The following is a 14,209-nucleotide window of genomic DNA, read 5'->3' as shown; positions in this document are numbered from 1 at the left end:
ATTATGCGGGTGCATACATAAACACGATGGACAGGATTCACCTGTAATAATGACGGCGGGATAGTAACTTTATTTACTATCCCGCCAGTGAGGAGCCTTCATGCCGCTATCTGATGGGCATGATAGGTGGTGCCTCACTCCACGTGTCGCCCTGTGTTTGATAAAGCCCGAAAGCGAGTATCATGATGTTGGACGGTAGGCACCTTACTTCGGCATCATTCTGGGCTTATGTGGCATGTTTCCACCTATTTGCGGGCCGACATAAAAAGTTGAATGAGCAACTGCCCATTATTATGCACATTGTGTGCCAACTTGCAAAATAATTTTTAATTTATTGATTTTATTAAAAATTTAAAAACAAATAAATTCTTTGGATTTCTTCATCAATGTTTTCTAATGCTCGACATGTATTATTGTCGCCTATTTATGACACTTAAGCACATGTAAATATTTTTATTTTTATATCAATGAATTAAGTGTCACCTATTTGAGACATCCATGAGGGCCATTGTCGCCATTTGGAGACGTTCTCCTTAAAACTCATTAATAACATCAAATCAGTGGCAAAATACGTTCAATTTTTCAGGATGGCTAAGCAGCTTCACATAATATTCAATATCTTTAATCCCCTTGAATTCCCGCCATTGCAAAACCATGTTGATAGTATCCAAAACCTGCGCATTCTCCGACAATTCGGCATTTATCTTGCCTCTGTCAGCCAACCATGACGCAACCTCAGACCAACGCCATAAAGGAGAAGTTCCCTTTATTCTTTGGATTGGTGCAGGAAAATCACCGGAGCCACGTACCCCATCTTTTAACATGCTAATAGCCTGACGGGACATATCCGTCAATCTGGCGATATCACTTAACCCGACCAGTGCAGCATCAACAGCAACGACTTTCGCGTTCAACCCTGCTGATTCAATATCATTAATCGCACTCAAAATTGCCTTAGAAAACGATTCACTTTCACGATCAAATTCCAAGTAAACATATCTACCGTAAAAACAAATCAAAGCATCATCACAACCATTTTCAAATAGCTTGTCTTCCAATTCCGCTGTCACACCAGAAAGTGTTAATGAAAAATAAAGGCCCTGATGAATATTCAGAGCCTTTACACAGAAAAATGAAATAGTAAAAGAAGTTAACCTAACTGTTTGCGAGCATTACGGAAAATACGCATCCACGGGCTATCTTCGCCCCATTCTTCAGGGTGCCAGGAATTACTGACAGTACGGAATACCCTTTCAGGATGAGGCATCATCACCGTGACCCGTCCATCAAGGCTGGTCACTGACGTAATGCCGTTCACAGAACCATTCGGGTTTGCAGGGTAATTTTCTGTCACTGAACCATAGTTATCAACAAAGCGCAGTGCCACTTGCTGCTGCTTTTCAAGTTCCATCAAACTTTGGCTGTTTCTGAATTCCACCTGACCTTCACCATGAGCAACCGCAATCGGCAAGCGAGAACCTGCCATATCTTTCAGGAACAGCGAGGGGCTATCCACGACTTCCACCAGACTAAAACGCGCTTCATAACGCTCTGAACGGTTACGAACAAAGCGCGGCCAGTGTTCTGTCCCCGGAATCAGTTCATGCAAATTAGACATCATCTGGCAACCGTTACACACGCCAAGTGCCAGCGTATCCGGTCTTGCAAAGAAGCTCGCAAAATCATCACGCACTCGTGAATTAAACAGAATGGATTTTGCCCAACCTTCACCCGCACCAAGCACATCCCCATATGAAAAACCACCACAGGCCACGAGTGTCTGAAATTGATCCAACGTGACGCGGCCACTCAGCAAATCACTCATATGGACATCCACGGCCTCAAAGCCCGCACGATGGAATGCAGCCGCCATTTCGACCTGAGAGTTAACACCTTGTTCACGCAATACGGCAACACGCGGATGTATTTTTTTCGAGATGTAACAAGCAGCAATATCTTCAGCAGGATCAAAAGACAATTTCACATTCAAACCAGGATCATTCTCATCCTGTTTTGCCTGATGTTCTTGATCAGCACATTCTGGGTTATCACGCAGGCGCTGCATTTGCCACGTCGTTTCCGCCCACCATAAGCGCAACGTACTGCGGTTTTGGCGATAAACCTCCATATTGTCACTGGAAATAATGAAGTCATCGCCTGACTGAGCTTTACCCAGATAATGTATACAACCATTCAAGCCATGGTCAGCCAACAGATTTTCAACCTGTGCTCTGTCAGTTTCGCGAATTTGTATCACTGTGCCCAATTCTTCACTGAACAATGCCGCAAGGATATCTTCATCAAATGCACTGAGATCGACATGCAATCCACAATGGCCCGCAAAAGCCATTTCAGCCAATGTCACCAGCAGGCCACCATCTGAACGATCATGATAAGCCAACAATTTTTGTTCTGAAATCAGTTGCTGAATTGCATTGAAGAAACCACCCAGTTGTTCGACACTGCGGATATCCGCCGTTTTATCGCCAAGCTGACGATAAACCTGGGCCAGCGCAGTTCCTCCCAGCGCATTCTGCCCTTGCCCCAGATCGATCAACAAAAGGGCGTTGTCATCTTCGTTAGATAATTCTGGCGTTACTGTGCGGCGAACATCTTCCACCCGGGCAAAGGCACTGATAACCAATGAAAGTGGTGAAGTCATTTCACGTTCTTCCCCGTTTTGATTCCAACAGGTTTTCATTGACATCGAATCCTTACCCACTGGAATGGTCAATCCCAGCGCCGGACACAGCTCTTCCCCCACCGCTTTCACCGCAGCATACAAACCCGCATCTTCACCTGCATGACCTGATGCCGACATCCAGTTAGCCGATAATTTCACCCGTTTCAGATCCTGCACGTACGCAGAAGCGATATTGGTCAATGCTTCCCCCACCGCCATACGTGCCGAGGCAGCAAAATCCAGTAATGCAATCGGTGCCCGCTCTCCCATTGACATGGCTTCACCGTAATAACTGTCTAAACTGGCAGTGGTCACCGCGCAATCTGCCACAGGGATTTGCCACGGGCCAACCATTTGATCACGGGCAACCATACCCGTTATAGAGCGATCCCCAATCGTAATCAGGAATGTTTTTTCTGCAACAGCCGGTAAATGCAGAACACGTTTTACGGCTTCCGCAAGATCAATCCCTTTACGATCTAAATTTTGCCCTTGCGCTTTCAAGACCTGCACATTTTTTAGCATCTTGGGTGTCTTGCCGAGCAGCACATCCAAAGGCATATCGATTGGCTGATTATTGAAATGGCTGTCATTCAACACAAGGCGTCGTTCTTCTGTTGCTTCCCCAATCACGGCATAGGGAGCACGTTCCCGACGGCAAATTTCTTCAAACAGAACAAGCTGCTCAGGGGCTACGGCCAGAACATAACGCTCCTGAGATTCATTGCACCATAACTGCAATGGACTCATTCCCGGTTCATCATTGAGAATGTTACGCAGCTCAAAGCGCCCACCCCGGCCACCATCACTGACTAATTCAGGCATGGCATTTGATAAGCCACCAGCCCCTACATCATGGATAAACAGAATGGGATTTTTCTCCCCCCGTTGCCAGCAATTATCGATCACTTCCTGACAACGGCGTTCCATCTCTGCATTATCACGCTGCACAGAGGCAAAATCTAAGTCCTCATCAGATTGACCCGATGCCATTGAGGATGCAGCACCGCCCCCCAAACCGATATTCATGCTTGGCCCACCCAGCACAATTAATTTTGCGCCAACTGGGATATCCCCTTTCTGGACGTGCTCTTCACAAATATTCCCAATTCCCCCTGCCAGCATGATGGGTTTGTGATAACCACGTAGTTCTGTACCGTTATGGGAGTACACTTTTTCTTCATAAGTTCTGAAATACCCCAACAATGCCGGACGACCAAACTCGTTGTTAAACGCGGCGCCGCCCAATGGCCCTTCCAGCATGATATCCAACGCACTGACAATACGTTCAGGCTTGCCGAAATCTTCTTCCCACGGCTGTTCAAAGCCAGGAATTTTCAAGTTTGAGACTGAGAACCCTACCAATCCGGCTTTAGGTTTAGCTCCCCGCCCTGTTGCGCCTTCATCACGAATTTCGCCCCCGGAGCCGGTTGCAGCACCAGGCCAGGGCGAAATCGCCGTCGGATGGTTATGGGTTTCGACTTTCATCAAGATATGAGCGGACTCTTGGTGGTAATCATAGATGCCCGTTGCGGGATCAGGGAAAAAGCGGCCAACATGGGAGCCTTCCATCACAGCAGCGTTATCTTTATAAGCTGAGAGCACATAATCCGGTGTCTGTTCAAATGTATTTTTGATCATTTTGAACAACGACTTGGGTTGAGCCTGACCATCAATAACCCAATCTGCATTGAAAATTTTGTGGCGGCAGTGTTCAGAATTCGCCTGAGCAAACATATAGAGTTCAACATCCGTCGGATTACGTTCCAACATCTGGAACGCTCTCACCAGATAATCAATTTCATCCGCAGCCAGAGCCAGTCCCAGTTCAATATTTGCTGATTCCAGCGCTGTCCGTCCCAATTGCAAGACATCAATCTGTTTCAATGGCGAAGGTTTTTGTTGGGTAAACAGAGCATCAGCCTGTTCAAACTCCGTGAACACACTTTCCATCATGCGATCATGCAATAATGCTGACAGCGCTTGTCCCTGCTCAGCATTCATACCATCACCCTGAATATAATAGGCAATTCCCCTTTCTAAACGGACAATCTGGTTTAGACCACAATTGTGGACAATTTCTGTCGCTTTCGATGACCAAGGAGATATTGTTCCCGGCCTTGGTGTAACTAACAATAGTTGACCTTTCGGCTCATATTCAGCCAAAGAGGGACCATATTTTAATAGCCGATTTAATTTTTCCCGTTCATCTGCTGTGATTGGAGCGCTAACATCTGCAAAGTGCACATATTCTGCATAAATGTCTGTAACAGGAAGCCGCTGATCTTGGCACTGGGAAAGGAGCTTAGTAATACGAAACGCTGATAAAGCGGGCGAGCCACGCAGAATTTCCATAATAATAGGTTCTCTCATCTTAGAAGCAAAGCCTGACTGATGCCTTAGGGGAAACGCGAGACATTATAGAGGAATGTTCGCCCTGACGAAACCGTTTGCGTGACCATTTATTAATCTAACAATACACTTAATAAAGCCTCTAAATTAATTTAATAAAGTTGCACATCCCAATTTTGTTGCGCAAAATTCTCGATTACTGGGAATTTGACCATGCTATTATCTTACATTTCACACGGGGCCTAATCGCACTAGCGAGAGATAACTATTTGAGTAATATAAAGATTAATTATTTTGTTATCGTTATTATCGCGCTCCTCTCTGCTGCCATCATTGGCCTAAACATCAATTGGCCCAATAAACAGCAGGAGCAGATAAACAAAATTCTGGCACGGGGAGAGCTTCGGGTTAGTACCATCACCTCTCCTCTGATTTCTCTTAACAATAAAAATGAACCCACGGGATTCGACTATGAACTAGCCAAGCGGTTTGCTGATTATTTGGGTGTTAAACTTATCATTAAATTTCGTACCAACATTAACCAGCTTTTTGACGACTTAGAAAATGATAAAGCCGATTTTTTGGCTGCCGGTCTTATCTATAATAGGGATAGGCTGGATCAAACACGCACGGGCCCTGCCTATGCTTCGGTCTTACAACAGCTGGTTTATCGTAAGGGAACAACGCGCCCACGCTCGTTTAATGATTTAAAAGGCACTCTCATCGTCACTGCTGGCTCAGCCCATGCAAGCGAACTAAGAAAATGGAAAGAGCAATCTTATCCTGATCTAACTTGGCAAGAGACGTTACACGAAAACGCTCAGCAATTACTTGAAAAAGTTTCTGAGGGAACAATCGACTATACAATCAGCGATTCAATCAGCTTAGCCCTGCAACAGCGTATTCATCCCAATTTAGCCGTTGCTTTTGATGTCAGTGAAGAACGTCCCCTGACTTGGTATTTAAGACGAGATGATGATTATAGTCTCTATTCAGCCATGCTTGATTTCTTCAGCATGTTGGCTGAAAACGGCATTATGTCGCGGCTGCAAGAAAAGTATTTCAGTCATGTCGGTTCGTTCGACTATTTCGATACCATTTCATTTATTCGTGCCATCAACACAACATTACCGACATATCAGCCGATTTTTGAAAAATATGCCGGTTCACTTGATTGGCAATTAGTGGCATCTATTGCATGGCAAGAATCGCATTGGGACCCTCAGGCAACGTCTCCCACCGGCGTCCGTGGCCTGATGATGCTTACTCGCCCGACAGCGGAATGGGCAGGCGTTCACGATCGGCTAGATCCGGAAGATAGTGTGAAAGGTGGAATGTCTTATCTACACTATTTGATGGATCGGTTGCCAAAAACTATTCCGGAAGATGAACGTATCTGGTTCGCCCTCGCCGCTTATAATATGGGGTATGGGCATGTGCTTGATGCCAGGAAATTAACTGCTGCACAAAAAGGTAATCCTGACAGTTGGTTGGATGTCAAAAAACGCCTGCCTCTGCTAAGCAAGAAAAAATACTATACCAATACAACGTATGGTTATGCTCGCGGCTATGAAGCTTACCGCTATGTGGAAAATATCCGGCGTTACTATTTGAGTCTGGAAGGGTATCTGCGGGCAAAAGCTAACCGCGAGAAAGCAGAGAGAGATGAAGTTCCGGCGAATATAACCACAATCAGCGTGCCTCAACCTGAAAATGGTAAAACAGAAGATGCTAAAACCGACAGTAATGATGAAGCGGAAAGCACTAAAGTTGAACCTCATGAAAAAACGCCGGAGGAAAAAACTCCGGCGCAATCTGGGAAGGTAGTTCAGCCATAACAGGCTTTCAATCATCACTGACTATGGCATTTCTTGTTGTTGGGCTTTCAACTTCTTCAATGCCTTATGTTGCTCCCTACGTTGTTTGAAAAACGCACTCAACATAGAGGAACACTCTTGCGCCAATACACCGCCGGTGATGTCAATTTGGTGATTCATGGCCGGGTGACGCAATATATCAATCAATGATCCCGCAGCCCCCGTTTTCATATCGCTGGCACCATAAACCAACCGTTGTATCCGGCTGTGTACCATTGCCCCTGCGCACATGATGCAAGGTTCCAGAGTGACATACAGTGTCGTATTCAATAGACGATAGTTCTGCACTTGTATACCACCACGCCGCAGGGCTATGATTTCTGCATGTGCGGTAGGATCATGATCGGTAATCGGATGATTAAATCCTTCGGCAATAATTTCATTATCTGCTACCAATACAGCACCTACAGGAATCTCACCTTTTTCTTGTGCCCGCATTGCTAACTCTATTGCCCGACGCATCCAATATTCATCACTGTAGTTTTCGGTTACCGTATATATTTCTGTCACTGCATGTTCTCTTACTTATGAAAATCCCGCTCATTATAGCGGGTCATCATCAATATTGTTTACTCATCTCAATTTGCTGATTCAACCTGAATTTCATCCAGAAAAGCATCAAGAAATAGTTTCATGCGTGCTGTCCTTTCACTGCCCATTTTCCTGCCCGATGCAGTCTGAAATCCGGCCTCTATTTTAAGTAGCTTGGTATAAAAATGATCGATAGTATAAGCCCTGTCATTATATTCCCGGTGTTTTGCCAAAGGATCGTGGAAATCATACAGTGAAGACCCCATACGCCCTGCAATATAAAAACAGCGCCCAATACCAACCATACCAATGGAATCCAGCCGATCTGCATCCTGCACAATTTTAGCTTCCAATGTTTTGGGCGTTAACCCTGCTGAATAACTATGCGCTTCAATAGCATGGCCGACGGCAGTAATATCCTCTTCATTCCACCCCAACTCTTCCAATATTAATGCTGCTTTTTCTGCTGCCATGCGTGAAGCAAGGTGTCGGTTTGGGGCATTTTTTTCAACATTCACACAATCGTGTAATAACACAGCAGCAAACACCAACCGTAAATCACCAGACTCCGCTTCACAAATTTGCTTCGCATTTCTCCATACCCGATAAAGATGGGCAACATCATGAGCACCATCATCACCTTCTATTGCCATGGGTAAAAGTTGCTGAGCTAGCTTTTCAAATGGTGAAAAAAGTAACATGGTCAAAACCTCTCAATAAATGGAAATATCATAATGGCGCTTACCTAATTCTTAGAGAACTGTGGCTTTGCCTTTCTTGTGATGAAGCCAAACCTGCAAGGGATTATACCCACATCGCCTTTAGCATTTCGGCTAATGATTTTCCTGCTTTCAAAGAGAAACAAGGGATTGGAGTGGTATTAATTAATACCCACTACTGGACTGTTGTCGCCATAAATGTGCACCTACCAGAGCCTTCCAGGGAGAAAAACCTGCCAGCCATTCTTCTGCCTGAGCCGCGCCCACTTTATCTTCTTGCTTAAGCAAATATTGGAGATTACGCCTTACCGCAACATCACCATGCAGTGAACCATTCAGATAATTAAGCCCCCGCAGCAAAGCATAATTAACTGTCCACATGCCGATGCCTTTGATGGCAAGTAAATTATCCGTCAGACAGTTGATTTCATTTTCCCCCGCTGGAATATCCAACGCCAACTCGCCAGAATCGATAAGCCGACAAACATTCAGCAAGGCATTGGCTTTACCTACGGAAAAACCACACTGACGCAGATCCTGTTCAGAATACTGAATGACCTGTTTATGAGTCGGATGGCACAATAATCCTGAAGAGTGCTGGATGCCGATTGCCTGAATAAAACGCCGTCGAATAGAAATTGCTGCACTTACGCTGATCTGTTGGCCAATGATTGCCCAACTTAGTGCTTCAAAAGGTGTGGCTGACTGATAAATGCGTAAACCCGTTTGTCTGGTAACCAAATCGCCAATAACAGGATGATCCTGATATATGGATTCAAACAATTCGACAGGCTGCTTCAACCCTAACATGTGTGAAGCCAGCGCAGATAATGTTTCATCTGAGCAAAGATCCTCATCGCTATCAATATCAAGCTGTATACGTGCTTTATTCTTTCCAAGCGCTATTGTCAGGAGAGCCGGGTGTTCCTGCCAGACCATTCCCTTTTTGATTTTATTCTGTTGCACGATTTCAGAAACTTCCATTTCATCCCTTTGATGAAAAGCCAAAAAATCCTTCGTGTGATAATTAGTTGGTAATACTATTTCTATAAAACCATTTTCTATAAACCCGTTTTCCATAAAACCGCTTGCCTTCATTAAAAAACTCCGGAACTTACATAATTGAGATGAATATGTAACAGGCTTCAAGTTACAATACAATGGCAAATTCACAAACCTAAACTACAAAACATCATCAATTTTATATTGAATTAATTCATCATTCAGTTCTTTAATTTGATATTTTGATGGACTTAATACCAATAGGTAAATCCCAATACCCATAAATAACATCATGCTTAAAATAATCAGGAGAAAATCGAAAACGCCTCCTACCGTATTAGTAAAAACATCAGCTTTTAATAAAAACGCAATCAATACAACAAATGCCAATGCAAAAAAGTAAATAGAGAATATCTTTTCAAACCAATAAGTAACATAATAAAATGGCTTAATTTTCACTTGAACCACACCAGAATCTAACACAGCATACGCCTTCAACTTTTTCAGGTTAGCGATACATTCAGCACTTAGCCCACCTTGTTTTAGCTTGATGAATATTTTTCTGAATTTGTCAGATTTAATTTTTGTGGTATCAAACATTATCTCAGATGCAATCGCATATTTAAGATAATTCTTGTCACCTTCATCAAGGTAATTATTATACTGGTTCAAATATTTAATGTACTTTATCGCTTTTCTTTCTCTGAACACACACACGTCTGCATAAAGCTTCTTTAATACAGATAAGATAATACCAATGAAAGTACCAATAGATCCCAAGACCTTCACGATGTCATTACCGTGTTTTACGATGTATTCAATCATATTGTTACTCTAAATAATTTAAAACATACCTAAGTATATACCATGATAATTACACAGGATTGTTGGCAAAAATATCAGCAAATATTCTCCATTGCGCCAGCTGGAAACACGCCCCTATAAATTTTGTGATAACATAGTCTCCCAGAGCGTTTTTTGTAAAAATACACCGTATGGAATAACAAGGACGATCTAAAGCAACAAATCAGGAAAAAATTAAGTTTCTAATGAAAAGACTTAATTTATGTAAGAGGTTGAAATGGCACTATTAATTACCAAACGCTGCATCAATTGTGATATGTGTGAACCTGAATGCCCTAATCAGGCTATCACTATGGGTGCGGAGATCTACGAAATTGAGCCTGAACGCTGTACTGAATGTGTCGGGCATTATGAAAAACCAACTTGCCAGTCTGTCTGCCCGATCACTAATACTATTATTCTTGATCCTAACCATCAGGAAACCGAAGAGCAATTGTGGGATAAGTTTGTGCTCTTACATCATGCAGATAAAATCTGAATTTAACTTTCCAATATGACTGTCGCACAAGCATAACGACGTTCATCCGCTAGTGTGACGTGCATAGATCTGACATTCAGTTTATTAGCCAGCACATTAGCCTCCCCATGAAGTTTTAATGTGGGTTTTCCCAGTGGATCATTGATAACTTCAAATTGATTAAAGGCTAAGCCATTGCGGATACCCGTTCCAAGTGCTTTGGCTGCCGCTTCCTTGACTGCAAACCGTTTTGCAAGGAAGCGGACTGGCTGATTATGCTGTTGATATTGTTGCCATTCCCCATCGCTCAAAATACGCCTTGCCAGACGTTCACCGGAACGCCCGATAATTTCCTCAATACGGGATATTTCAACAATATCTGTGCCTAATCCAATAATGCCCATTAACGACGTGCTTCTCTCAATAAAGTTTTCATATCCGCAACCGCAGCAGACAGGCCACTAAATACAGCACGGCCAATGATGGCATGCCCGATATTCAGTTCATAAATTTCAGGCAGGGCAGCAATACGCTGTACATTGTGATAGGTCAGACCGTGACCAGCATTGACTTTAATGCCTTTTCCAGCCGCGTAAGTTACAGCTTCTTTGATACGCTGAAACTCTTTTTCCTGCTGTATCTCGTCTTCCGCATCTGCATACGCACCAGTGTGAATCTCAATAAATGGTGCTCCAACTTCAACAGCAGCATCAATTTGCTGGTGATCCGCATCAATAAACAGAGATACCAGAATGCCCGCTTCCGATAAAGCCTTGACAGCCTCAGCAATATGTTCTTTTTGCCCACATACATCCAATCCCCCTTCTGTCGTGACTTCCTGACGCTTTTCAGGAACTAAACAACAGAAAGCAGGTTTAATTTGAGTGGCAATACCAACCATTTCATCCGTTACAGCCATCTCGAGATTCATGCGAGTTTGAATCGTTTTTTCTAATAGTTGAACATCTCTGTCAGTAATGTGGCGACGGTCTTCACGCAGATGAATCGTTATGCCATCAGCTCCCGCCTGTTCCGCCACAAATGCAGCCTGAACGGGATCAGGATATTGTGTCCCACGGGCATTACGTAAGGTTGCAATATGATCAATGTTGATACCTAACAATACCTCAGCCATTTTTAGCTCCTGCAATAATATAAAATTCAGTAAAGTCTACACGCTTCATCATGAAGAAGTGACTTACTTTAATTTTCATTTTTCTTGTTGGGATTATCAGTTTTTTTACGTACAAATTGGCGAAACAGTTCACGACTTTTTAGTGGCTTTCCGCCCAAATAAGGCTTCAATGCAATGCGAGTGAAGCGCTTAGCTGCTTTCAATGTCGCACCATCAGGAAATTCACCCACTGCCAGCGCCTTTAGTTCATAACCAGTAAAACTGTAGTGATCAATAACCAAACTGGCAATAAACCCTTTTTCTTCACGATAACGATAAGTCATCTCATCCGCAACAGGTTCACCACTGCCTGCACAGTGAAGATAATCTACGCCATATCCCATATTGGTCAGTAACGCTAACTCAAAACGGCGCAAAGCATATTCCGGCGTGTATTCACTCGCCGCGAGCACTTGTAGGCATTGGAGATAATCGAAAAAAAGTGCGGGATATGCCATTCCTTGCTCAAGAACTCTAGATAAGAGTTCATTCACGTACAATCCGCTGTAAAGTACGCTCCCCGTTAAGGGAAGAGCCAATGAGATAGGTTCGGCATCTCGTAATGTTTTGATTTCCCCCCGCCCACTCCAGCGAATGAGCAGCGGGGTGAAAGGTTGCAAGCAACCTTTTAGATGAGAGCGACGGCTGCGGGCGCCTTTCGCTAAAACACGTACCCGCCCTTCATTTTCAGTAAAGAAATCCAGTAATAAACTGGTTTCACTGTAAGGGCGTCCATGAAGCACAAAAGCTCTCTGCCAGCCGTCCACAAGTCAGCCTTATAAGTCGTCGATGTAACCGAGGCTACGCAGCGCTCGTTCATCATCAGCCCAACCCGCTTTTACTTTTACCCACAGTTCCAGATGGACTTTTACATCAAACAGCCTTTCCATATCTTGACGAGCTTCTATACCAATCGTCTTGATTTTGCTGCCTTTATTACCAATCACCATTTTCTTCTGGCCATCACGCTCTACCAGAATCAAACCGTGGATCTTATACCCTCCACGTTCATTGGCAACAAATTGTTCAATTTCCACTGTCACGGAATATGGCAGCTCATCCCCCAAGAAACGCATCAGCTTTTCACGGATGATTTCTGAAGCCATAAAACGCTGTGAACGATCGGTAATATAATCTTCAGGGAAATGGTGCTCAGCCTGTGGCATATGATCGCGTACAATTTTGGCAACAGTATCAACATTCATGCCTTTTTCTGCACTGATCGGCACAACATCAATGAAATTCATCTGTTGGCTAAGAAAACCGATATGTGGCAGGAGAATGGTTTTGTCTGTCACATTGTCCACTTTATTGATGGCAAGCAGGACAGGGCAACGCAAGTGACGCAACTTATTCACTACCATTTCATCATCCGGTGTCCAGTGTGTACCTTCCACAACAAAGATAACCAGTTCTACATCACCAATAGAGCTGCTCGCCGCACGGTTCATCAAACGGTTGATCGCACGTTTTTCTTCAATATGAAGGCCCGGCGTATCAACATAGATGGTTTGGTAAGCCCCTTCCGTATGAATTCCCATGATGCGATGACGCGTCGTTTGGGGTTTACGAGAGGTAATGGATACTTTCTGACCCAATAACTGATTCAATAAAGTCGATTTACCGACGTTGGGTCGCCCGACTATTGCAACAAATCCGCAATAGTTTTTTTCTTCGCTCATTCAAGCTCCAGTTGTTTTAATGCTTGTTCCGCAGCCGCCTGTTCTGCCTTGCGGCGACTGGAACCTACTCCTCTGACAGGTTGTTCAAATCCACTGACCTGACAGTGAATTGTAAATTCCTGATCGTGTGCTTCCCCACGAACTTGAACAACCAGATATGTAGGCAACGGCAAATGACGCCCTTGCAGATATTCCTGTAAACGTGTTTTAGGATCTTTTTGCTTGTCGCCCGGGCTGATTTCATTCAAGCGAGTTTCATACCAACTCAAAATAATCTTTTCAATTGTCTGAATATCACTATCAAGAAAAATAGCCCCAATTAATGCTTCAATACTATCCGCTAAAATGGATTCGCGACGGTGTCCCCCGCTTTTTAACTCACCTGGCCCCAGACGTAGGCATTCACCTAATTCAAATTCTCTGGCCAGTTCTGCCAACGTATTACCACGCACTAATGTTGCCCGCATACGACTCATGTCCCCTTCATCAACACGGGGAAAACGATGGTAAAGCGCATTAGCAATGACAAAACTCAGGATCGAGTCGCCAAGAAATTCCAGACGTTCATTATGCTTACTGCTGGCACTGCGGTGAGTCAAGGCTTGAAGCAATAAATCGTGCTGTGTAAAGTTATATCCTAGCTTACGTTGTAATCGGTTCGTTATTATGGAGTTCATGTGCTACCAATTCAGTTAGAATTCATCAAATAAAAGCACACGCAACAGACCTGTGAGGCCGATATCCCTAAAGATTAATAGGGGGGCCTTACAAAACTGTTGCGTTTGCACTGGCTCCCTAAGATGTCCATCATCATAAGGAACCAGTCATCTCGTTTGAAAGAATATTCTACACTGTGAGATAAATTAAT

The 14,209-nt window shown here is 43.8% G+C and carries 13 protein-coding genes; 2 read left to right on the top strand and 11 right to left on the bottom strand.

Translation table 11 applies throughout. The features are described from left to right. Positions 1–557 precede the first annotated feature (557 nt). Both AAC854_RS01995 and purL read right to left on the bottom strand, forming a co-directional pair. Positions 558–1,109 (bottom strand): helix-turn-helix transcriptional regulator, encoded by a 552-nt coding sequence (locus tag AAC854_RS01995; protein WP_340615709.1) that lies wholly within the window; start codon positions 1,107–1,109, stop codon positions 558–560. A 41-nt stretch (positions 1,110–1,150) separates the two neighbouring features. Continuing rightward, positions 1,151–5,038, bottom strand: coding sequence for a phosphoribosylformylglycinamidine synthase (purL, locus tag AAC854_RS01990; RefSeq protein WP_340615670.1), 3,888 nt, complete (start codon positions 5,036–5,038; stop codon positions 1,151–1,153). Positions 5,039–5,304: 266 nt separating this feature from the next. On the opposite strand from purL, the gene mltF reads away from it, so the two are divergent. Continuing rightward, the gene (gene mltF / locus AAC854_RS01985) at positions 5,305–6,873 is read left to right on the top strand and encodes a membrane-bound lytic murein transglycosylase MltF (RefSeq protein WP_340615669.1); all 1,569 of its coding nucleotides are present in this window, start codon (positions 5,305–5,307) and stop codon (positions 6,871–6,873) included. Positions 6,874–6,894: 21 nt separating this feature from the next. Here the strand turns inward: mltF and tadA are convergent, their stop codons facing one another. The 4 genes from tadA to AAC854_RS01965 all read right to left on the bottom strand — a co-directional run bounded on the left by tadA (position 6,895) and on the right by AAC854_RS01965 (position 9,989). Beyond that, positions 6,895–7,422, bottom strand: a complete 528-nt coding sequence (gene tadA / locus AAC854_RS01980) for a tRNA adenosine(34) deaminase TadA (protein ID WP_340615668.1) — start codon at positions 7,420–7,422, stop codon at positions 6,895–6,897. A 68-nt stretch (positions 7,423–7,490) separates the two neighbouring features. Next, entirely contained in the window at positions 7,491–8,144 is a 654-nt protein-coding gene (locus tag AAC854_RS01975) for an HD domain-containing protein (RefSeq protein WP_340615667.1), read from the bottom strand. Between the two features lie 183 nt (positions 8,145–8,327). Beyond that, the gene (locus AAC854_RS01970; RefSeq protein ID WP_340615666.1) at positions 8,328–9,260 is read right to left on the bottom strand and encodes a DNA-3-methyladenine glycosylase family protein; all 933 of its coding nucleotides are present in this window, start codon (positions 9,258–9,260) and stop codon (positions 8,328–8,330) included. Positions 9,261–9,344: 84 nt separating this feature from the next. After that, complete coding sequence (locus AAC854_RS01965) at positions 9,345–9,989, bottom strand: hypothetical protein (RefSeq protein WP_340615665.1); 645 nt, start codon at positions 9,987–9,989, stop codon at positions 9,345–9,347. 256 nt (positions 9,990–10,245) lie between these two features. On the opposite strand from AAC854_RS01965, the gene AAC854_RS01960 reads away from it, so the two are divergent. Next, the gene (locus AAC854_RS01960; RefSeq protein WP_045973590.1) at positions 10,246–10,506 is read left to right on the top strand and encodes a YfhL family 4Fe-4S dicluster ferredoxin; all 261 of its coding nucleotides are present in this window, start codon (positions 10,246–10,248) and stop codon (positions 10,504–10,506) included. A gap of 2 nt (positions 10,507–10,508) precedes the next feature. Here AAC854_RS01960 and acpS read toward each other — a convergent pair whose 3' ends face one another. The 5 genes from acpS to rnc form a co-directional block, all read right to left on the bottom strand. Beyond that, complete coding sequence (gene acpS / locus AAC854_RS01955; protein ID WP_340615664.1) at positions 10,509–10,889, bottom strand: holo-ACP synthase; 381 nt, start codon at positions 10,887–10,889, stop codon at positions 10,509–10,511. Further along, the gene (gene pdxJ / locus AAC854_RS01950; protein ID WP_340615663.1) at positions 10,889–11,620 is read right to left on the bottom strand and encodes a pyridoxine 5'-phosphate synthase; all 732 of its coding nucleotides are present in this window, start codon (positions 11,618–11,620) and stop codon (positions 10,889–10,891) included. The genes acpS and pdxJ overlap by 1 nt, the downstream gene beginning before the upstream one ends. A gap of 68 nt (positions 11,621–11,688) precedes the next feature. Next, the gene (gene recO, locus AAC854_RS01945) at positions 11,689–12,426 is read right to left on the bottom strand and encodes a DNA repair protein RecO (protein ID WP_340615662.1); all 738 of its coding nucleotides are present in this window, start codon (positions 12,424–12,426) and stop codon (positions 11,689–11,691) included. Between the two features lie 9 nt (positions 12,427–12,435). Then, positions 12,436–13,341, bottom strand: coding sequence for a GTPase Era (gene era, locus AAC854_RS01940; RefSeq protein WP_340615661.1), 906 nt, complete (start codon positions 13,339–13,341; stop codon positions 12,436–12,438). After that, positions 13,338–14,018 (bottom strand): ribonuclease III, encoded by a 681-nt coding sequence (rnc, locus tag AAC854_RS01935; protein ID WP_273546690.1) that lies wholly within the window; start codon positions 14,016–14,018, stop codon positions 13,338–13,340. Before rnc ends, era begins: the two co-directional genes overlap by 4 nt. Positions 14,019–14,209 lie beyond the last annotated feature (191 nt).

The organism is Xenorhabdus entomophaga (assembly GCF_037996725.1).
GTDB lineage: Bacteria > Pseudomonadota > Gammaproteobacteria > Enterobacterales > Enterobacteriaceae > Xenorhabdus > Xenorhabdus khoisanae.
The sequence above is the reverse complement of the archived record's forward strand: the minus strand, read 5'-3'. Positions and strand labels throughout refer to the sequence as shown.